Source organism: Actinomycetospora sp. (assembly GCF_036497245.1).
GTDB lineage: Bacteria > Actinomycetota > Actinomycetes > Mycobacteriales > Pseudonocardiaceae > Actinomycetospora.
Genome location: NZ_DASXJS010000045.1, coordinates 1 through 18,648 on the forward strand (window position 1 = coordinate 1; position 18,648 = coordinate 18,648).

General features: G+C 74.0%; 16 protein-coding genes. 5 read left to right on the top strand and 11 right to left on the bottom strand.

Annotated features, from left to right (window positions below):
- The 3 genes from scpA to VGI02_RS05405 form a co-directional block, all read right to left on the bottom strand.
- The coding region (gene scpA, locus VGI02_RS05395; RefSeq protein ID WP_331626248.1) for a methylmalonyl-CoA mutase at positions 1-2,050 on the bottom strand (2,050 nt) is incomplete at its 3' end.
- On the bottom strand, positions 2,050-3,969 hold the full coding sequence (locus VGI02_RS05400; protein ID WP_331626249.1) for a methylmalonyl-CoA mutase family protein: 1,920 nt from the start codon (positions 3,967-3,969) through the stop codon (positions 2,050-2,052). The genes scpA and VGI02_RS05400, both read right to left, overlap by 1 nt.
- Before the next feature lie 239 nt (positions 3,970-4,208).
- Positions 4,209-5,300 (bottom strand): 3-deoxy-7-phosphoheptulonate synthase, encoded by a 1,092-nt coding sequence (locus VGI02_RS05405; protein ID WP_331626250.1) that lies wholly within the window; start codon positions 5,298-5,300, stop codon positions 4,209-4,211.
- Between the two features lie 395 nt (positions 5,301-5,695).
- Between VGI02_RS05405 and VGI02_RS05410 the strand changes: the two genes are divergently transcribed.
- Complete coding sequence (locus VGI02_RS05410; RefSeq protein WP_331626251.1) at positions 5,696-6,553, top strand: acyl-CoA desaturase; 858 nt, start codon at positions 5,696-5,698, stop codon at positions 6,551-6,553.
- On the opposite strand, the gene VGI02_RS05415 is transcribed toward VGI02_RS05410, so the two are convergent.
- Positions 6,539-7,993 carry an acyl-CoA synthetase gene (locus tag VGI02_RS05415; protein WP_331626252.1) on the bottom strand — a complete coding sequence of 485 codons (1,455 nt, stop codon included), beginning with the start codon at positions 7,991-7,993 and terminating at the stop codon, positions 6,539-6,541. The genes VGI02_RS05410 and VGI02_RS05415 overlap by 15 nt on opposite strands.
- A 139-nt stretch (positions 7,994-8,132) precedes the next feature.
- Between VGI02_RS05415 and VGI02_RS05420 the strand changes: the two genes are divergently transcribed.
- Entirely contained in the window at positions 8,133-8,597 is a 465-nt protein-coding gene (locus tag VGI02_RS05420) for a MarR family winged helix-turn-helix transcriptional regulator (protein ID WP_331626253.1), read from the top strand.
- A 107-nt stretch (positions 8,598-8,704) separates the two neighbouring features.
- Here VGI02_RS05420 and VGI02_RS05425 read toward each other — a convergent pair whose 3' ends face one another.
- Complete coding sequence (locus tag VGI02_RS05425; protein ID WP_331626254.1) at positions 8,705-9,622, bottom strand: DMT family transporter; 918 nt, start codon at positions 9,620-9,622, stop codon at positions 8,705-8,707.
- An 80-nt stretch (positions 9,623-9,702) separates the two neighbouring features.
- Between VGI02_RS05425 and VGI02_RS05430 the strand changes: the two genes are divergently transcribed.
- On the top strand, positions 9,703-10,194 hold the full coding sequence (locus tag VGI02_RS05430) for an Lrp/AsnC family transcriptional regulator (RefSeq protein WP_331626255.1): 492 nt from the start codon (positions 9,703-9,705) through the stop codon (positions 10,192-10,194).
- 51 nt (positions 10,195-10,245) lie between these two features.
- Here the strand turns inward: VGI02_RS05430 and VGI02_RS05435 are convergent, their stop codons facing one another.
- The 3 genes from VGI02_RS05435 to pcaH are packed head-to-tail and all read right to left on the bottom strand — an operon-like array spanning position 10,246 to position 12,816.
- Positions 10,246-11,445: a 4-hydroxybenzoate 3-monooxygenase gene (locus VGI02_RS05435; RefSeq protein WP_331626256.1), complete on the bottom strand. Its 1,200-nt coding sequence runs from the start codon at positions 11,443-11,445 to the stop codon at positions 10,246-10,248.
- The gene (gene pcaG / locus VGI02_RS05440) at positions 11,442-12,104 is read right to left on the bottom strand and encodes a protocatechuate 3,4-dioxygenase subunit alpha (RefSeq protein WP_331626257.1); all 663 of its coding nucleotides are present in this window, start codon (positions 12,102-12,104) and stop codon (positions 11,442-11,444) included. Before pcaG ends, VGI02_RS05435 begins: the two co-directional genes overlap by 4 nt.
- Before the next feature lies 1 nt (position 12,105).
- Positions 12,106-12,816, bottom strand: coding sequence for a protocatechuate 3,4-dioxygenase subunit beta (gene pcaH / locus VGI02_RS05445; RefSeq protein ID WP_331626263.1), 711 nt, complete (start codon positions 12,814-12,816; stop codon positions 12,106-12,108).
- A 281-nt stretch (positions 12,817-13,097) separates the two neighbouring features.
- Here pcaH and VGI02_RS05450 point away from each other — a divergent pair, with 281 nt between their 5' ends.
- Entirely contained in the window at positions 13,098-13,886 is a 789-nt protein-coding gene (locus VGI02_RS05450) for an IclR family transcriptional regulator (protein ID WP_331626258.1), read from the top strand.
- 120 nt (positions 13,887-14,006) lie between these two features.
- Complete coding sequence (locus VGI02_RS05455) at positions 14,007-15,104, top strand: esterase/lipase family protein (protein ID WP_331626259.1); 1,098 nt, start codon at positions 14,007-14,009, stop codon at positions 15,102-15,104.
- Positions 15,105-15,163: 59 nt separating this feature from the next.
- Here VGI02_RS05455 and VGI02_RS05460 read toward each other — a convergent pair whose 3' ends face one another.
- From VGI02_RS05460 to VGI02_RS05470, 3 genes are all read right to left on the bottom strand, one after another.
- Positions 15,164-16,162 (bottom strand): hypothetical protein, encoded by a 999-nt coding sequence (locus VGI02_RS05460; RefSeq protein ID WP_331626260.1) that lies wholly within the window; start codon positions 16,160-16,162, stop codon positions 15,164-15,166.
- Between the two features lie 214 nt (positions 16,163-16,376).
- Positions 16,377-18,020, bottom strand: a complete 1,644-nt coding sequence (locus tag VGI02_RS05465; protein WP_331626261.1) for an APC family permease — start codon at positions 18,018-18,020, stop codon at positions 16,377-16,379.
- 157 nt (positions 18,021-18,177) lie between these two features.
- On the bottom strand, positions 18,178-18,648 hold a 471-nt coding region (locus VGI02_RS05470), incomplete at its 5' end, for an acyl-CoA dehydrogenase family protein (protein WP_331626262.1).

Here is an 18,648-nt window from a genome sequence, read left to right on the forward strand (position 1 = left end):
TCCCGTCGGCCGCCTCCTGCGCCGCGTTGGTCAGCGCGTTGAGCGCGGAGTCGACCGCCTCGCCGTCGCGGTCGTCGCGCAGCTCCTTCAGTCGCGCGACCTGCTGGCGCAGCACGTCGGCGTTGTCCACCTTGAGCACGTCGACGTCGAAACCGAGGTCGGCGAAGGCGGTCGCGATGACCTTCTGGCCGCGGTCGTGGCCGTCCTGGCCCATCTTCGCGACGAGGATGCGGGGACGGCGACCCTCGGCCTCCTCGAACGCCGCGGCCGCCTCGCGTGCCTGCTCGACCGCGGAGTTCTCACCCACCTCGTCACGGTAGACCCCGGAGATCGTCCGGACGTCCGACCGGTGCCGGCCGTAGACCTTCTCCAGCGCGTCACTGATCTCGCCGACGCTCGCGTGCGCCCGGGCGGCGTCGATGGCCAGCTTGAGGAGGTTGCCGTCGAGGCCGCTCTCGCGGGTCCCGTCGGCGGCCTGCTGCGCGGCGTTGGTCAGCGCCTCCAGCGCCGACTCCACGGCCCGGCCGTCGCGGTCGTCGCGCAGCTCCTTCAGCCGCCCCACCTGCTGGCGCAGCACGTCGGCGTTGTCGACCTTGAGCACCTCGACGTCCTCGCCGCCGAGCAGCGGGTACTTGTTCACGCCGACCAGCGCCTGGCGTCCGGAGTCGATCCGGGCCTGGGTGCGGGCGGCGGCCTCCTCGATGCGCATCTTGGGCAGGCCCTCGCTGATGGCCTGGGCCATGCCGCCGGTGCCCTCGACCTCCGACAGGTGGGCCCAGGCCCGGCCGGCGAGCTCGCGGGTCAGGCGCTCGACGTAGGCCGAGCCGCCCCACGGGTCCACGGTCCGCGTCGTGCCGGACTCCTGCTGCAGCAGCAGCTGGGTGTTGCGGGCGATCCGCGCCGAGACGTCCGTCGGCAGCGCGAGGGCCTCGTCGAGGGCGTTGGTGTGCAGCGACTGTGTGTGGCCCTGGGTCGCGGCCATCGCCTCGACGCAGGTCCGGACGACGTTGTTGTAGACGTCCTGGGCGGTCAGCGACCACCCCGAGGTCTGCGAGTGCGTCCGCAACGACAGCGACTTGGGGTTCTGCGCGCCGAAGCCGCGCACGAGCTTGGCCCACAGCAGGCGCGCGGCCCGGAGCTTGGCGATCTCCATGAAGTAGTTCATGCCGATGCCCCAGAAGAAGGACAGCCGCGGCGCGAACGTGTCGATGTCGAGACCCGCGTTCCGGCCCGCCCGCAGGTACTCCACCCCGTCGGCCAGCGTGTAGGCCAGCTCCAGGTCGGCCGAGGCCCCGGCCTCCTGGATGTGGTACCCGGAGATGGAGATCGAGTTGAACTTCGGCATCGTCGACGAGGTGTAGCTGAAGATGTCCGAGATGATCTGCATCGAGGGCTGGGGCGGATAGATGTAGGTGTTGCGGACCATGAACTCCTTGAGGATGTCGTTCTGGATGGTCCCGGCGAGCTTCTCGGGCTCCACGCCCTGCTCCTGCGCCGCGGCCACGTAGAGCGCCATCACGGGGAGCACGGCCCCGTTCATGGTCATCGACACCGACATCCGGTCCAGCGGGATGCCGTCGAAGAGCTGGCGCATGTCGAGGATCGAGTCGATCGACACCCCCGCCATGCCGACGTCACCGGCGACGCGCGGGTTGTCCGAGTCGTAGCCGCGGTGGGTGGGCAGGTCGAAGGCGACCGAGAGGCCCTTCTGGCCGGCGGCGAGGTTGCGCCGGTAGAAGGCGTTCGACTCCTTCGCCGTCGAGAACCCGGCGTACTGACGCACCGTCCAGGGCTGGGTGCGGTACATCGTCGGGTACGGGCCGCGCAGGAACGGCGGCAGGCCCGGGAGGGTCTCGAGGAAGTCCAGGTCCTCGGTGTCGGCCGCGGTGTAGAGCGGCTTGACGCCGATCCCCTCCGGCGTCTCCCAGAGCAGGTCCTCGGGGCCCTTGCCCGTGGCGGCCTCGAGCGCCTCGCCCCAGGCGGCGGCGCCATCGCCCCCTTGCGCCTCGGGGGTGCCGAGCTCGACGTCGGCGAACGATCCGATGCCCATCAGGAGGCCTCCCCGGTCAGCACGTCCAGCAGGTCGGTGAGCAGTGCGGCGGCGTCGCACCCGGTGTAGAGGTACCCGGTCAGCGCCGTGCCATCGTCCGGCCCGAGGTCGGCCGTCCTCGGCGATCCGGCGAGCAGGACCCGGGTGGCGCCCGCCTCGGCGAGCGCGGTGGCGAGGGGCGCGGCGTGCTCGGCGTAGACCTTGTCGCTCGACGCGACCACGGCCACCGTCGTCCCGGACTCCCGGAACGCCGCGACGATGTCGTCGATCTCCGTCCCGCCCGGGCCGTCGACGACGTCGATCCCGCCGGCGTGCAGCAGGTTCGTGGCGAACGAGGCTCGCGCGGTGTGCTGCGCGAGCGCGCCGACGGTCGCGAGGAACGCCTGCGGACGCCGCTGCCGGGCGTCGGCGCGGTCCCGCAGCTCCTCGAAGACCTGCGCGTAGCGGCGGCGCGGGAGGCCACCGGCGTCGTCGTCGGGGGCCGGGGACGGTGTCCGGCTCGGCAGGGTCTCGTGCAGGTTCGGGTACTCGCTGACCCCGGTGATGGGGTCCCGGCGGTGCGCGATGCGGTCCGCGCGCGCCGTCCAGGTCTCCTCGAGCGCCGCCGCCAACGACCGGTCGTCGAGGGCGGCCTCGATCCCGCCGGCCTTCTCGATCGTCGTGAACACCTCCCACGCGGCGTGGGCGAGCGCGTCGGAGAGCGACTCGACGTACCAGGACCCACCCGCCGGGTCGATCACGTGGGCCAGGTGCGACTCCTCGAGCAGCAGCGCCTGGGTGTTGCGGGCGATGCGCCGGGCGAAGTCGTCGGGCAGGCCGAGCGCGGTGTCGAACGGCAGCACGGTGACGGCGTCGGCCCCACCGAGTCCGGCGCCGACCGCGGCGACCGTGGTGCGCAGGATGTTCACCCAGGGATCGCGCGAGGTCATCATCGCCGGCGAGGTGACCGCGTGCTGGCGCATCGCGCGGGCGGCGGCCGAGGCTCCGGCGACCGAACCGATGCGGTCCCAGCAGCGGCGGGCGGCGCGGAGCTTCGCGAGCGTCGAGAACTGGTCGGCGGTGGCGGCGAGACGGAACTCCACCCGCGCGAAGGCGTCGTCGACGGAGAGGCCTGCGTCGTTCAGGACCCGGACCGCGTGCAGACCGGCGGCCAGCGCGGCGCCGAGCTCCTGCCCGTCGGACCCGCCCGCCTCGTGGTACGGCAGACCGTCGGCCACCACCGTGGTGAGGTTGGGGTGACGATCGGCCGCGGTGCGCGAGTGCTCGACCATCGACTCGGTGAAGCCCTCGGCCGGCGCGGCGCCGCCGTGGGTGCGCGCGAACAGCGGGTCGTAGCCCAGCGACCCGCCCAGCGACGTCGTCACGCCGTGCTCGGAGGCCAGCCGCAGCAGCGTCGCGGCCGCCTCGGGGGTGTCGCGCCCGGCTTCCAGCGCGACCGGGGCGAGGTCGAGGAAGACGCCGTCGAGCAGCGTCGGCAGGGTGTCGACCGCCGGGCCGCCCGCGTCGCCGAGGACCAGCCAGAGCGACGACACGCCGTTCTCGAGGTCGGCCATGACGACGTCGTGGGCGTCCTTCGGGGCGACGTCGGCGCCGAAGGCGTGGCGCTGGCGGCGGTACCAGCCCTCGGCGACGTGCCCCTCGGGCCGGGACGCGCGCGTGAACGGCGGCAGGCCCGGGGCTCCCGCGGGGACGCCGGGGGCGTCCTCGGCGGTGTAGAGCGCCGCGATGTCGAAGCCGTCGTCCGTGGCGGTGGCGATCGCGGCCTCGGCGCCGTCGGCCCCGACCTCCCGGCCCGACTTCGCGAGGGCCTCCGCCACCAGCTCGCGCCACTGTGCTCGCGCGGGCGTGTCGAACTCGCTCGCGAGCGTCAGTTCCTCGGGCGCCTCCGGGGACCCCGACGTCGATGGTCCGGCTGTCATGCGCCGGATCGTAGAGCGGTCAGCTCCGACCGGTTCGCCCCCGATGGCGCACGCCACCGGAGCCGGCGATCCCGAATCGGTTCAGTGGAGCTCATCGTTCCCCGGTCGACGCCGCTGCCGGGCGGGACTCGGTGATCACGAGCACGCGAGACACGCCAGGTCGCCCCCGCGCATGCCTGACGTGCCCCTCGCGCCGAGCGTGCGAGCCCGGACGGCCGCCGCGAGCCCGTCGAGCACGGTCACCCGCGACGACGGGCCCGCACGGCCGCGGCGAGGTCGTCGAGGAGGGTCACGGTGGTGTCCCAGCCGATGCACGCGTCGGTGACGCTGCACCCGCGGACCATCTCGGGGCCGATGTCCTGCCGTCCCTCGACGAGGAAGCTCTCGATCATCACCCCGGCCACCGGCCCGCCGGCCGCGACCTGGCCGGCGAGGTCGGCGACGACGGCCGGCTGGCGGCGGTGGTCCTTGCCGGAGTTGCCGTGGCTGGCGTCCACCACGACCCGGCCCTCGCGCCCCGCGCCGCGCAGGCGGGCCACCGCGTCCGCGACGGAGGGGGCGTCGAAGTTCGGCCCGGGCGATCCGCCCCGCAGGATGAGGTGCGCGTCGGGGTTCCCGGTGGTGGTGATCAGCCCGGCCAGGCCCTCCGGGGTGACACCCATGAACGCGTGGGCGGCCGCGGCGGCGCCGATCGCGTCGATCGCGACCCCGATGTCGCCGTCGGTCCCGTTCTTCACCCCGACCGGCATCGACAGGCCGCTCGCGAGCTGACGGTGGACCTGGCTGGCGGCCGTCCGCGCGCCGATCGAGCCCCACGCGACCAGGTCCGCGAGGTACTGCGGTGTGATCGGGTCGAGGAACTCGCAGCCCAGGGGCAGCCCGAGCCCGGCGAGGTCGAGCATCAGCGCGCGGGCGGTCCGCAGGCCGCGGGCGACGTCGAAGGTCCCGTCCAGCCCCGGGTCGTTGATCAGACCCTTCCAGCCCACCGTGGAGCGCGGCTTCTCGAAGTAGGTGCGCATCACGACGTGCAGGTCGTCGGCGTGCGCGGCGGCCCGTTCGGCGAGGCGGGCGCCGTACTCGCGCGCGGCGTCGTCGTCGTGGATCGAGCAGGGCCCGACGACGACGAGCAGGCGGTCGTCGGAGCCGTGGAGCACATCGACGGCCGCGGCGCGCCCGCGGCGCACGGCGGCGGCCGGACCGGGGAGCACCGGGAGGTCGTGGCGCAGCAGCGCGGGCGAGGGCAGCGGGGTGATGGCGGCGGTACGCGCGCCGTCGAGGGGTCCGTCGTCGGGAACGTCGTCGGCGGGCCGATCGAGGGTCGGGGCGGTCATGGGAGTGGTCCTCCGGTGTCTGGGCCGTATCGGCCTGGAGAACCCGGGACCCGCCCGCCGCGATCCCGCCGAGCCGGTTCCGGGTCCGGCTCGCGGGATGGGGTGGTCAGCGCAGCGGTCTACCCGCCGACCCCTCCCGGGCCGGGCACGTAAACCGGTACCAGCGCTGCACGTCGGTCACCGTACAGGCACATCGGGTTCCCGGGTGCTCACGTTCCCGTGGTGCGCCGGATGGCCGCGCGCGACCGGCCGGACACCGTGGTCGCGCATCGTCGGTACCCGGCACACTCGGCGTGACGTTCGACAACGCCTGCTGTAGGTGGCACCGACCTCCGGAGAGACTGCACATCGTGACTCGTGCCGACACGCACCCTCGCCCCCTCGCCCCACACGTCATGACCTACCTGGTCGTGCTCGTGCCGTTCGCAGCCCTGATCGCCGCCGTACCCCTGGCCTGGGGGTGGGGTCTCTCCTGGCTCGACGCCGGGCTCGCCGTGGGTCTCTACGTCGTGTCGATGCTCGGGATCACCGTCGGGTTCCACCGCTACTTCACCCACGGCGCCTTCCGCTGCGGGCGGGCGCTGCGGATCAGCCTCGCGGTGGCGGGGAGCCTCGCGGTGCAGGGGCCGGTCACCCACTGGGTCGCCGACCACCGGCGCCACCACGCCTTCGCGGACAAGGACGGCGACCCGCACTCGCCGTGGCGCTACGGCACCTCGCCCGCGGCGCTGGCCCGCGGCTTCTGGCACGCCCACCTCGGCTGGATCCTCGAGCGCACCCTCTCCGACCAGCGCCGTTACTGCCCCGACCTGCTCGCGGACCCCGACGTCATGCGCGTGAGCCGGTGGTTCGGCTGGGTCACGTTCGCCTCCTTCGTGGTTCCCGCCCTGATCGGCGGTCTCGTGACCGGCACGTTCTGGGGAGCCGTCACGGCCTTCTTCTGGGCCGGCCTGGTCCGCATCGCCCTCTCGCACCACGTGGCGTGGTCGACGAACTCGATCTGCCACATGGTCGGGGAGCGGCCGTGGCGGGTGCGCGACCGTTCGACCAACGTCTGGCCGCTCGCACTGCTCTCCATGGGCGAGTCCTGGCACAACCTCCATCACGCCGACCCGACCTCCGCACGCCACGGTGTGGGCCGCTTCGAGATCGACCTGTCCGCGGAGACGATCGCGCTGTTCGAGAAGCTCGGGTGGGCCTGGAAGGTGCGGTGGCCGCGCCCGGAGCGCCTCGAGAACCTACGAGCGACGTAGCCGCGCCTTCTGCACCTTGCCCATGGCGTTGCGGGGCAGTTCGTCGACGACGACCACCTCACGCGGGCGCTTGTGCTTGGAGAGCCGCTCCCCGACGAAGTCGATGACCTCCTGGGCGTCGACCGGGCCGCCGGAGCAGACGACGTGGGCGACGATCCGCTGGCCGAGGTCGTCGTCGGGCTCACCGACCACCGCGGCCTCGGTGATGCCCGCGAAGGCGAGCAGCGCGGTCTCCACCTCGCCCGCGCCGATGCGGTAGCCGCCCGACTTGATGAGGTCGACCGAGCGGCGCCCGACGATGCGGTGGTAGCCCTCGGAGTCCACGACGGCCGCGTCGCCGGTCCGGAACCAGCCGTCCTCGGTCCACGTCTCGGCGGTCGCCTCGGGCCGGTTGAGGTAGCCGTCGAACAGGGACGCGCCGCGGACCTGCAGCTCGCCGATCGACTCGCCGTCGGCGGGGACCTCCTCATCGGTCGTGACCGACTCGCCCTGGTCGTTCTCGGTCACCGCGCGCAGCCGGGCCTCGACGCCCGCCACCGGCACCCCGACCCAGCCCGGCCTGCGCTCGCCGTCGGCGCGCACGGCCAGGGTGATCATGGTCTCGCTCATCCCGTAGCGCTCCACGGGCGCCTGGCCGGCGAGCTCGCGGACCCGCTCGAACACCGGCACCGGGAGCGGGGCCGACCCGCTGACCAGCAGCCGGGCGTCGGTCAGCGCGGCGGCCGAGGCCGGGTCGTCAGCGATGCGCGACCACACCGTCGGCACCCCGAACACCAGCGAGCCGCCGTGATCACGCACCGCCCGGGCGTAGTTCTCCGGGGTGGGCTTCACGGTGTGCACCAGCCGCGAGCCGGTGCGCAGCGCGCCGAACACCCCGAGCACCAGGCCGTGGACGTGGAACAGCGGCAGACCGTGGACCAGGGTGTCGGCCGCGGTCCACTCCCAGGCGTCGGCGAGCCCGTCGAGGCCCGCGGCCATCGCCTCGGCCGAGAGCAGCACGCCCTTGGGCGAGCCGGTGGTGCCCGAGGTGTAGAGGATCAGCGCGGCGCCGTCGCTCGTGGCCTCGCGGACCTCGTGCCCGGCGCGCCGCGAGAGGTCCACCCGCCTGCAGGGCAACGTGACGTCGCGGGGCTTGTCCCCGAACCAGGTGGTGGCGCCCGAGTCACCGAGCAGGTGGCCGCGCTCGGCCGGCCCGCTGTCCGGCGGGACGGGCACCACCGGCGCCCCGGCCAGCAGCGCCCCGACGACCGCCACGACGGTCTCGGCGGACGCGGTGGCCGCGACCGCGACCGGGGAGGACGGCTCCGTGCGCTCGGCGATCTCGTCGGCGACCACCGACGCGGCTCCGAGCAGCTCGGGGCCGGAGAAGGCGGTGTCGCCGATCCGGACGGCGTCCGGGTCGTCGAGGCCGCCCTCGAGCAGCGCGCGCAACAAGGGCACCGTCGCACCTCCGGGGGACGCGGGGCACGGCGTCGGCCGAGGGAGCACGACACCGGGGAGCGGTCCCGCCCATTCTCGCCCCGCACGGTGCCGGAGCGCGCACCCGGATTCCCGTCACGGGACGTGGGAGGATCCGCCGGTGAGTCAGGGCTCCCGCGCGGCGGCGCGGCCACGACCTCGACCGTCACTGCTCTACGCGGTCAAGCAGGTCGAGCTGATCGTGCGCGCGCACCTCGACGACCTGCTCCGCGAGTCGGGCGTCACCGCGCTCCAGTACACCGCGCTGACCGTGCTGGCCCGCCGCAACGGGCTCACGTCGGCCGAGCTCGCCCGCAACTCGTTCGTCACCCCGCAGGCGATGGCCGACCTGGTGACCGCCCTCGAGCGCAACGGGTTCATCGAGCGCCACCGCAACCCCGACAATCGCCGCCAGCTGCTCATCAGCCTCACGGCCGCCGGGACCACGCTGCTCGACCGGTTCGCCGTGCCCGTCGCGGGGCTCGAGGGCCGCATGCTCGACGGGTTCGACGAGGCCGAGCGCGAGCGGTTCCGCGACTACCTCGACCGCGCCCGCTCGGCGCTCGAGGGTGCCTCCGGCCCGTGAGCGCTCGGGGTCAGCCGCGCTCGGGGTCAGCCGCCGAGACCGGGCCCTGGCCCGCCGAGTGGACCCGGGTGGCTGCCGGGAGAGCCGTGCGGGTCCGCTCGGCGAGGTCAGACCGGCTCCGGCACCGACCCGACGTCGGGCGCCCGCGCCGCGGTGCGGGTGCGCCGGGCGTCGGCGAGCACCGCGAGGGTCACGCCCCCGAGGATCGCCACCTCGCCCGCCAGCGCGGTCGGCCCGGGCAGGCCGCCCTCGGCGATCGCGGCGAACACGAAGCCCCACGCGGTCTCCAGCGCCATCAGCTGGCTGACCAGCACCGGCGAGAGGTGGCCTGCGGCCGCGTGCCAGAGCCGGACCGCGAGCCACGAGGACACCAGGCCGAGGAAGAGCACCACGGCCAGGGTGCGCAGCGGCTGGGCCGGGACGCCCCCGATCAGGACCAGGGCGACGGCCGCGGGAAGCGCGAGGGCGCCCGCGGCGAGGCCCTGCGCGGCGGCGAGCACCGGGGCGAGGTCGGGGCGCTCGTGCAGCAGCTTGTGGGAGTCCAGGCCGTACCAGGACCACGACGCCAGCGCGAGGACCGCGAGCCCGAGCCCGACCAGCGCGCCCGGTGACCAGTCCTGCCCCGGCCCGACATGCAGGAGCACCTGGCCGACGGCGACGAGCGCGAGCGCCGGGACGAGCCCCACGATCCGTCCCCTCCCCCGGGCCGAGATCAGCGCCATGACGACGGGCACGAGGCCGATGGTCGCGACGGCGACGGTCGGGCCGGCCAGGCGCACCGACACCGCGACGAGGGCGTAGTAGAGGACCGAGCCGGTCAGCGCATGCGCGAGGATCCGACCCCACGGGACGTCCGCGCGCAGGACCCGTCGCACCTGGGGCAACGACACCGCCCCGAACGCCACGAACCGTCCTGTCGCCAGCAGCAGCGCGGGCGCGAGCGGCGCCAGTCCGGGCGCCACGAACACTGCTCCCCACGCCGCGCCGGCGACCACCATCGCCAGCAGAGCCACCTTCCTCGTCATGACTCCAGCGTGCTCCGGGAGGGGTGGGCGATGCCGGGCGATCTCCGTGGTTCAGAGGCCGCTGGGTGCATGATTCACCCGTGACGACGTCGAACTGGGAACGATCTGCCCAGCTGGACGGGATCGACCGCCTGATCCTCGCTCACCTCGTCGACCACGGGCGCTCCAGCCTGGCCGACCTCGCCGAGGCCGTGTCCATCTCGGCGTCGTCGGCGCAACGACGGCTGCGGCGCCTGGAGGCCGACGGCGTCATCCGCGGGTACCGGGCGGTCCTCGATCCCGCGGCGATCGACCGGGCGCTGGTGGTGCACCTGTCGGTGGTGCTGGTCGATCACACCGCCGAGACGGTCGGGCGCTTCGAGCGCTGGATCGTCGACCTCGACGGCCTGGTCAGCTGCCACCACGTCACCGGCGACGTCGACTACCTGCTGCGGGTCGACGTCGCCGACGTGCACGCGCTCGACGTGCTGCTGCGACGCACGCTCGCGCAGATCCCGGGCGTCGCGCGGTTCACGACGATGGTCGCGACGTCGGCCCTGGTCGACCGCTTCGTCGGTGCCCCCGGCTCGTGAGCAGAAAATGTCGCGATAGCCGCACATAGTGCTCACGAGGGCGGAGCCCACCTACAGCGGCAGCCCGCGGTAGTTCTCCGCGATCGCGGTGCGGTAGGCCTGCGAGGAGGCGACCTGGCGCAGGTGTGAGCGCGCGAGCCGGTCGTCGAACGGGTCGCCGTCCGGGACCCGGTGCAGCATCGTGGTCATGGTCCAGCTGAAGTGCTCGGCCCGCCAGACCCGGGCCAGTGCGGTGTCGGAGTAGGCGTCGAGCAGCTCCTGGGACCCGGTCCCCCGCCACGACGCGAGCGCCTCGGCGAGGACCTGCACGTCGGCGACGGCGAGGTTGAGCCCCTTCGCCCCGGTCGGGGGCACGATGTGCGCGGCGTCGCCGGCGAGGAAGACCCGCCCGGAGCGCATCGGCTCGGCGACGTAGGAGCGCATCGGAGTCACCGAGACATCGGTGATCGGGCCGCGGCTCAGGGTGAACGACCCGTCGGCGAGCGCGGTCCGCGCCTCCAGCTCGTCCCAGATCGCCTCGTGCGACCACGACGACGGGTCGGTGTCGTTCGGGACCTGCAGGTAGGCGCGGGTGACCGACGGCGAGCGCATGGAGAGCAGCGCGAACCCGCGGTCGTGGCGGGCGTAGACGAGCTCCTCCGAGGACGGTGGGGCGTCGGCGAGGATCCCCAGCCAGGAGTACGGATAGACCCGCTCGAAGGTCCGGACCGACTCGCCGGGGATCGCCCGCCGGGTGACCCCGTGGAACCCGTCGCAGCCGACGACGACGTCGGCGTGCAGCTCGTGCTCGACCCCGTCGTGGGTGTAGCGGACGACGGCCTGACCGTCGTCGCCGAGCGGCCCGTCGACCTTCTCGACCGCGCTCACCTCGGCGGAGAACAGCAGCGGTCCGCCCTGCTCGAGGCGCAGCGCGATGAGGTCGCGGACCACCTCGGTCTGGGCCCAGATCATCACACCGCGCCCGGTGAGCGCGGCCATGTCGACGCGGATCTCCTCGCCGTGGGCGTGGAACGCGAAACCGTCATGGGGCATCCCCTGCGTGTCCATCCGGGCGTCGGCCCCGATCTCGCGCAGCACGTCGACGGTGCCGTGCTCGAGGATCCCGGCCCGCTGGCGGGACTCGACCCGCTCCCGCGGCCGGGACTCCAGCACGACCGAGTCGATGCCCTGCCGCACGAGCAGGTGTGAGAGCAGCAGACCCGCGGGCCCGCTGCCGACGATCGCGACGGTGGTGCGGTCGGGGACGCTCACGCCGGACCGCCAGTATCGATGGTCGAGCTCCGCTGCGCTCCGTCTCCGGTATCGATGGTCGAGCTCCGCTGCGCTCCGCCGCTGACGAGGTCCAGGAACACCGTCTCGCCCGGACCCTGCATCCGGATGTCGAAGCGGTATCCGGGCCCGCCGAACCAGCCGTCCGGGACCGCCATCAGCGTCGTCGCCCGCGCTTCCGGCAGCGACGCCAGCAGCGGGTCCGCGGCGTTGGCCTCGGTGTGATTGGGGAAGTAGACCCGGGTGAACAGGTGGTGCAGCAGCCCGCGGGCGAACACCGTCACCGCGAGGTGCGGCGCCTCCGCGGAGCCGGCGACGGGGGCCGGGCGCAACGTCCGGACCGCGTAGTCACCCGCGCGGTCGGTGGGCACCCGCGCGAACCCGGTGAACGTGCGTCCGTCGCGGGCCATCGACCCACCGCGGATGGGCAGGCGCCCGTCGGGACCGGCCTGCCAGAACTCCAGCAGAGCGTCCGGGACGGGCGCACCGCGACCGTCCCGGACCGTGCCGTGCAGCGAGATCGCACCCGCGGTGCCGGGCGGGACGACGTCGCCGCCGCCGTCGAAGGGCAGCCCGAAGGCGAAGAACGGCCCGACGGTCTGCGAGGGGGTCGGAGGGAACACGGCGTCCAGGTCGGCCATCTCAGACCTCGTCCGGGTCGGGGGGCGTGGCGCCGGGGCCGTCGAGGACGATGTCCCACTGGTAGCCCAGGGCCCATTCGGCGACGGTGGTGTCGTGGTCGTAGCGGGCGATCAGCCGCTGCTGGGCCTTCTCGTCGGTGACCGACGAGAAGATCGGGTCCAACGCGAACAGCTGGTCCCCGGGGAAGTACATCTGCGTGACGAGGCGCTGGGTGAACGCCGTCCCGAACAGCGAGAAGTGGATGTGCGCGGGGCGCCAGGCGTTGTGGTGGTTGCGCCAGGGGTACGCGCCCGGCTTGATCGTCACGAAGCGGTAGCGGCCCTCGTCGTCGGTCAGGCAGCGCCCGCCTCCGACGAAGTGCGGGTCCAGCGGCGCGGGGTGCAGGTCGCCGTGGTGGCGGTAGCGCCCCGAGGCGTTGGCCTGCCAGACCTCGACCAGTTGGTGGCGCACCGGCCGGCCCGCGGAGTCCAGGACGCGGCCGGTGACGACGATGCGCTCGCCGAGGGGCTCGCCGGTGGAGTGCTGGGTGAGGTCGGCGTCGATCGGCGCGACGTCGGCGACCCCGAACACGGGCGCGGTCCGCTCCACCAGGCTCGGCGAGGCCACGACCAGCGGCTGCGACGGCGCGCGCATGGCGGTCGAGCGGTAGGGCGCGTACGCGCGGTCGGGATGGCCGCCGGGTTGCGGCGGGGCGGTCGCGGCCTCGCGGATCGCGGCCGTGACGCCGTCCTGCTCGGTGGGCTCGCGCACGGGATCTCCCGTGGGGCCGGCGGGTGAGGGGCTCACGCGGCCCAGGGTGGCGGGGATCCCGGAGGTACGAGAGGCTGACTTCCGTTCACCGGAAGCAAAGGAGCGCCGGCGTGCCGTCGCCGACCGATGCCGAGCCGGGCCGCGAGCCCCGTGCCGGACGATCCGGCCCCCGCAGACGCGCCCGGCGGGGGCTCCCCGAGGCCAGTGGCCTGAGCTCCTCGGAGGGACGACGGGCGCCGAGCGTGACCGGCCGGGTGTTCTCGATCCTCGAGGCCTTCGACGGGGACCACCGCGCCCTCACCCTCACCGAGATCGCCCGGGCCGCCGAGCTGCCGGTGTCCACCGCGCACCGCCTCGTCGGCGAGCTGGCGGCCTGGGGGGCGCTCGAGCGCGGGGCCGACGGCGCCTACCGGGTCGGGCTGCGACTCTGGGAGGTCGGCTCGCTGGCGCCACGCAGCGTCGGGCTCCGCGAGCGGGCGATGCCGTTCCTGGAAGACCTCTACGAGGCCGTGCGGCAGAACGTGCAGCTCGCGGTGCGCGACGGCCACGAGATCGTCTACGTCGAGCGCCTCGCGCACCCGGAGGCGGTGCGGGTGTTCTCCCGGGTCGGCGGGCGCTGGCCGCTGCACCCCACCGCCGTCGGGCAGGTGCTGCTCGCGCACGCCCCCGCGGCGGTGCAGGAGGCCGTGCTCGCCGAGCGGCTGCCGTCGTTCACCCCGCGCACGGTGACCGACCCGGTGGTGCTGCGCCGGATGCTCGCGGCGGTCCGGCGCGACGGGGTGGCGGTGTGCGACGGCATGATCGACCTCGCCGCGCTGTCGGTCGCCGCGCCGGTGCGCGGGGAGGACGACGCGGTGATCGCCGCGCTGTCGGTGGTGGTGCCCTCACCGAGCGACGGCGGGGGCGGGATCGAGCCGCGCACCCTGGTGCCCGCGGTGCGCGCCGCCGCCCGCGGCATCTCCCGCGCCCTCGGCGCGCCGACCGCCGCGCGGACCGACGCGGTCGTCCGCCGGGGAGGCCCGCGGCGCTGACCCGACCAGCGGTGGCACGTCGCTGACATCTGACGTCAGGACGGCGCCACGCTGACGGCAGGCGGGAGCACGCCGGGTCGGGCTCGCATCCTGTGGCCGTTCGCGATCGTTCGTGGATCCGTGCGAGGGATCACGGGACGACGCGGCGCCGGGACGTCCGGGCGGGGACGGGCGCTGCGCGCCGCGGCCGTCGCGCTGGCGACGGCGGGAGCACTGCTGGTCGGTGGCGCCACCGCGTCCGCCTCGGTGCCGGCCTGGGGTGACGGGTCCGGCGGGTCCGACGGTCCCGCGTTCGACGTGCCCCAGAGCTCGCTCGACGCGGCCCTGACCTGCAGCGCGGGCACGACCGACTCCTCCCGACCGGTCGCGCTGTTCATCCCGGGCACCACGCTCACCCCGCAGGAGAACCTCTCCTGGAACTACTTCCGCGCCTTCGCCGCCGCGGGGCGGCCGTACTGCTCGGTCGAGCTGCCGAACCACGCGATGAGCGACATCCAGGTCTCGGCCGAGTACGTCGTCAACGCGATCCGGAAGGTCGAGGCGCGCAGCGGCCAGAAGGTCTCGATCGTCGGGTTCTCCCAGGGCGGCATGATCGGCCGCTGGGCGATGAAGTACTGGCCCGACACCCGGGCGGACGTCGGCAAGCTCGTCGGCATCGACCCGTCCAACCACGGGACCCTCGACTCCTACCCGGTGTGCGCGGCCGCGGGCTGCGCGCCCGCCTTCGCCCAGCAGCAGACGTACTCGCACTTCACGACGGCGCTGAACTCCGGTCCCGAGACCTTCGCCGGCATCGACTACACGACGATGTTCACCCCGACCGACGAGGTCGTCGTCCCGAACCTCGGCCCCGCCCCCAGCTCCGCGCTGACCACCGGGGCCGGGCGCCGCGCGAACATCTCGACCTTCGACGTCTGCCCCGGCCACCTCGCCGACCACCTCTCCATGGGGTCGTTCGACGCGCTCGCCTACGCGCTGGTGATCGACGCGCTCGACCACGACGGCCCGGGGTCCGCCACCCGGATCGACCGGTCGGTGTGCGTGCAGCCGATGCAGCCCGGCGTCGACCCGGTGACCTTCCCGGCGCGTCTCGCCGCTTATACCGCGGGGGTCGGCTTCCAGGTCGCGACCTATCCGCACGTGCTCGCCGAGCCTCCGCTGAAGCCGTACGCGCGCGGTGACGACCACGTGTCAGCAGTAAGGGGAGCACGCCGGTAGGGGCATCGCTGACGTCTGACGTCAGCAGCTCCACATCCTCGGAGCCCGGCCGTGTCGGCTCACTCCAGGTCGGCGCGCTCCGCCTCGGCCTGATCGAGAGCTCGGCGGGCGTCGTCCGCGGCGGTATCCGCCTCGTCCCGGGCCCGGCGGGCGGCGTCCCGCTGCTCCCGGGCCTGCTCCTCGTCCGCCTCGGCGCGCTCCAGCCGCTCCCGCAGGGCGGTGACGGCGTCGTCGGCCTCGGTGTGGTCGGACTCGGCCTGCTCGGCGCGGGTCCGCGCGCGCTCGGCCGTGCGGTCGGCGTCGTCGCGCTCCTCGCGCGCCCGCTCCACGGCACGGTCGGCCGCCTCACGGGCCCGCCGCCGCTCCTCGTCGGCCTCCTCGGCCGCCCTGGACCCCGCGGCGCCCGAGCCGGCCTCGTCGTCGGGAGCATCCCCGTCGACCGGCACGAGCTGCGGTCCCCGAGGAGGCGGCGGGCGCCGGGTCGTCGTTCCCGACGTGCGCGGCGGGGGCCGCCGCCCCGACCTCGACGGTTCCACCCCGCCGGAGAACCCGACGCCGGGCTCCAGTGCCGTCGTCAGGCGCCCCGCCGCGAACGCGCGCGCGGCCCCGTCGTCGGCGAGCGCGGCGGCGATCGTGTTCTCGAGGTCGCGCGCGACCGAGTCGCCGACCCCGACCCCCTCCGCGCGGGCCAGCCGCCGCGCCCGCGCGACGAGTGCGCCGACGAGCTCACGCCGCTGCCGGGTGAGTGTCCGCAGCGCGTCCCCGGACAGCGTCTCCTGGGCGGTGCGCAACGAGGCACCGAGCTCCTCGAGTGCCGCCACCTCGTCGGGCGCCTCGCGCGCCAGCACGTTGGCCAGCCACGCCCCGAGCGAGGGCTTGCGCAGGGCGCCGACGGCGTTCGCGGCCTCCCGGTCCTTGGCCGCGCGGGCCGCTCTGACCAGCTCGGTGCGGCGCGGGACGAACTGGTCGGGGTGCAGGCCGTACAGCTCGTCGGCGGCGTCCTCGACGTCGACGACGTCGGGTGCCTGCGCTGCGTCCCCGTCCTCGTCCTGCGCCACGGGCGGCATCCTGCCGTGACGGACCGCCCGACGGCGAGCGCCGCGCCAGGCCTCCCCACGAGGGGCACATCGCGCGGGCGAACGGCCCTCGCCGCCTGCCCGACGTGCCCCTGAACGACGCGGCGGCGCCGACGAGGCCGAGCCGAGGTCGACGACGGGCGGGCGACGGTCCCCGATCACCGCCACCCGACCGTCGTGCGCGACGAACTCCGGGCTAGGCGTGCAGCTCCGGCGGCTCCGCTGCGGCGTCCTCCGCCTCGACCTCCACCTGCCGGGCGACGGCATCGCGCGGCATCACCATGCGCACCGCCAGGAAGTGGATGACCAGCGACCAGGCCGCGACCAGGATCAGGTCGACCCACTCCGGGATGATCTCGGCCCCGTCGTACTGCCCGAGCGCCGAGATGACCCCGATCCCGGCCAGCCACGGGAGGATCCAGGCGAGGGACCGCAGCTGCAGATCCTGGGCGCCCGGCGGGACTCCCTTCCGCGACGTCTGCACCAACCGGTACACCGCGAAGAGCACGAAGCCGATGAGGATCGCGATGTAGAGCTTCCAGAGGGTCGTCCACCCCGACCAGTAGATGATCTCGTTGGCGGCGATGAACGAGAGCGGGGCGATCACGCCCGCCGCGGGCATCCGGTACGGCCGGGGCCGGTCCGGGTCGGCCTTGCGGAGCGCGGCGAGCGTCAGCGGGGCGAACCCGTACATGATCACCGTCGCCGACGTGACGAGCGAGACCAGTGACTGCCAGCTCGGGAACGGCAGGAACGCGATGATCCCCACGACGAAGGCGACGACCGTCGAGATCCACGGGATGCCGCGCTTCGAGATCTTCGAGAGCCCCTTGGGCGCGAACCCGGACTGGCCGAGCGCGTAGGACAGGCGCGCCGAGGTCGCGACGTAGACCAGGCCCGTGCCGGCAGGCGAGATGAACGCGTCGACGTAGAGCAGGATCGACAGCCAGGTCAGGCCGAGCGCCCCGGCGATCGTCACGTAGGGCCCGAAGTCACCCTCGCCGATGGGGTTGGCCCAGCCGCCCGTGAGGTTGGCGGGGTCGAGGGCGCCGACGAACGCGATCTCGAGAGCCAGGTAGATCACGACGCCGACCGCGACCGCGCCGATGAGGGCCCGCGGCAGGTCGCGCTGCGGGTTGCGCGCCTCGCCGCCCATCTGGGCGGCCTGCTCGAAGCCCTGCAGGGCGAACACCACGCCGAGGGGCAGCGCCGCGAACACCCCGTGGGCGCCGTACGGGGCGAACCCGCCGCCCGCGGTGAAGTTCGACCCGTGGAACGCCACGAAGATCAGCACGATCACGGTGAGGACCGGGATCGCGATCTTCCACAGCACCGTGATCCGGTTGGTCTCGGCGAGCCACGCGACCCCGAGCAGGTTGACGCCGGTGAACAGGATCATCAGCAGGGACGCGAAGACGAATCCGATGCCGGTCAGGTTGCCGCCGTCGTCGACCAGGCCGTGGAAGATGTGGTCGAGGTAGGACAGCGCCGCCTCGACCTCGATCGGCGCGATCGCGACGGCCTGGATCCAGCCGACCCATCCCGCCGCGAACCCGGCGATCGACCCGAAGGCCAGCCGCGGATAGCGGGCCGTCCCGCCGGCCACCGGGTAGGTGGAGCCCAGTTCGGCGTGCACCAGCGCCAGCAGGATGACGATGACGCCCGCGAGCAGCCAGGACAGGATCGATGCGCCACCGGCCGACTTCGCCGCGGTGAGCGCACCCAGCAGCCAGCCCGAGCCGATGATCGAGCCGAGCGAGATGAACATCAACGACGTCAGGCCGACGCTGCGGCGCAGCCCGCCCGTCGCCCCGTTCGCAGCCGCCGCAGACTTCGACACGTCCGCCACCACGCACCTCCGTTGCGGTCCGTGTGGACCGATCCGGCCATGCTGCGCGCGGTGTCGATGCGTGCCATCTGCTGATCGAGTGATCACCGGTTGCGACTCGGTAAAACCGCTCTGACCTGGGCGGACGTTTGTCTGGTTGATCCTTTATCTACCGCAGCAGCGGGTCGCGGGGCAGGCCGAGGATGCGCTCGGCCACCTGGTTGCGGGCGATCTCCGAGGTGCCGCCCGCGATCGTCAGGCACCGCGCCCAAAGGTACGAGCGCATGATCAGCTCGTTGCGGCCGGTGACGGCGGCGGCCCCCGCGAGCCGCACTGCGAGGCCCGCGAGCCGCTGGGCGTGCTCGCTGGAGAACAGCTTCGAGAGGTTGCCTTCCGGGCCGGGCTCGGTGCCGCCGACCGCCCGCGCGGCCTGGCGCAGGAGCAGGAGCCGCATCGCCAGCTCGTCGACGACCAGTGCGCCCACCTCGCGCTCGGCCACACGCGGGTCTGACGAGGCCGCGGCCAGCGGCAGCAGGTCCTTCGCGCGTATCGGCAGCACGCCCGCCCCACCGCCGCCGATCGAGACGCGCTCGTTGCCCAGCGTGGCCCGCGCGACCCGCCAGCCCTGCCCGACCTCGCC

Excerpts from the sequence above, each read along its gene's own strand:
- VGI02_RS05400 (WP_331626249.1), bottom strand. The coding sequence starts at position 3,969 with ATGACAGCCGGACCATCGACGTCGGGGTCCCCGGAGGCGCCCGAGGAA.
- VGI02_RS05405 (WP_331626250.1), bottom strand. The coding sequence starts at position 5,300 with ATGACCGCCCCGACCCTCGATCGGCCCGCCGACGACGTTCCCGACGAC.
- VGI02_RS05410 (WP_331626251.1), top strand. The coding sequence starts at position 5,696 with ATGACCTACCTGGTCGTGCTCGTGCCGTTCGCAGCCCTGATCGCCGCC.
- VGI02_RS05425 (WP_331626254.1), bottom strand. The coding sequence starts at position 9,622 with ATGACGAGGAAGGTGGCTCTGCTGGCGATGGTGGTCGCCGGCGCGGCG.
- pcaG (WP_331626257.1), bottom strand. The coding sequence starts at position 12,104 with ATGGCCGACCTGGACGCCGTGTTCCCTCCGACCCCCTCGCAGACCGTC.